Annotated in this window: 2 protein-coding genes; both read left to right on the forward strand. The window is 64.1% G+C overall.

Translation table 11 applies throughout. The annotated features are described in order from the left end of the window. Window positions 1-469, forward strand: a 469-nt coding sequence (locus AC1DVH_RS31070) for a TonB-dependent receptor domain-containing protein (RefSeq protein WP_477757010.1), incomplete at its 5' end; no start/stop codon positions are given. A gap of 87 nt (window positions 470-556) precedes the next feature. After that, window positions 557-1,448: tyrosine/phenylalanine carboxypeptidase domain-containing protein (locus tag AC1DVH_RS31075; protein ID WP_477757011.1), on the forward strand; the 892-nt coding region annotated here is incomplete at its 3' end.

Genomic DNA, 1,448 nt, shown 5'->3' on the forward strand with positions numbered 1-1,448 from the left:
GCACCAGGGCGTGGAAGCCAGCCTGCTGAGCCCTCTTTGGTCGCCGGACGATGGCGGCCAATTGAGCCTGCGCCAGAGCTACACCTTCAGTGACTTCCACTACCGCGACGATGACCACTTCGGTGACAACCGCCTGCCGGGCCTGCCGATGCACTATTACCAGGGCGAACTGCGCTACGACTGGCCGCAAGGCTTTTTTGCCGCGTTCAACACGCAATGGGCATCCAAGGTGGCGGTCGATTATGCCAACAGCTACTACGCCGATCCTTACGCAATCTTCGGTGCGACGCTGGGCTACAACGCGCCCAAGGGCGACTGGCAAACCTGGCTGGACCTGCGCAACCTGACCGACAAGCACTATGCCGCCACGGTCACACCGGGCTACGACGACAAAGGGCTGGACGCGGCACGCTCCACGCCCGGCGAGGGGATGGCGATGTACGTCGGGGTGTCGTGGAGCCTGCTCTGAGGCCGCGTACCTGTCTTCGCAAACGCACGTAACCGCGCGCGACGACTAAGCTTTAGTAACGTCATTTCGTCCCTCAAGGAGCTATCCATGAGCGCCGCCGCCCTGTCCGAACTCGATGCCACCCTGCCCGGTCTGACCCGCAAGATCCGCGTGCTGGATGCCCTGTCCTGGCCGGATGGGGTCGAGGAAGACTTCCTGGCGAAATGGCGCAGCGGGCGTGCGGAGTTACCCGATGTCGAGCTGCAGCCCCGCGACCACAGCGCTGACATCGCCGCCCTTGAATCCTTTATCAGCCGCTGCGATGTGGGGCATCCGGCCGGGAACTTCCTCGCCATGACCGCCCGCAGCTATGCCACCGCCGGGCACATGCTGGGGGCCATTGGCACTCCCGCCTTTACGCAATATTCGTCAGCGCTGTACCGGCGCCCGGATTTCTATTACTCGCGCCTGCAACTGAGCATGCTCGACGCGGCCCGCTTCTTTCTCAAGACCACTGACGCCCTGCTGGGCGGTGCGCGAATTCTACCGAGCCCGGCCGAGATTCCGGCCAAGGCATTCGCCGCCTGGATACAACCGGAACTGGACCGTTTCTTCGGCGTCGGACAGATCACAGTCGTGCTCGATCCGAACCTRGCCGCCAAGGCCATCGCCGGATCGAGCCGCATTCGCCTGCGGGCCAGCGCGCTGTTCTCGGAGCTGGACAAGAACCAGCTGTTGCAACACGAGGCCTTCGTGCATGTCGCCACGGCACAAAACGGCGCGCGACAGCCCAACCTCATAAGCCTGGGCCTGGGGGCGCCCCGCACGACCCAGACCCAGGAAGGCATTGCCACCCTGGCCGAACTGTTCACCGGCAGCATGGACATCAATCGTTTGCGTCGTCTGGCCCTGCGCGTGCTCGCCGTCCAGCAGGCGCTGGAGGGTGCCGACTTCATCCAGGTGTTCGAAGGTTTTCTGGCGGCCGGGCAGTCGCAGGAGG

It is taken from the genome of Pseudomonas sp. P4_C3 (assembly GCF_056402075.1).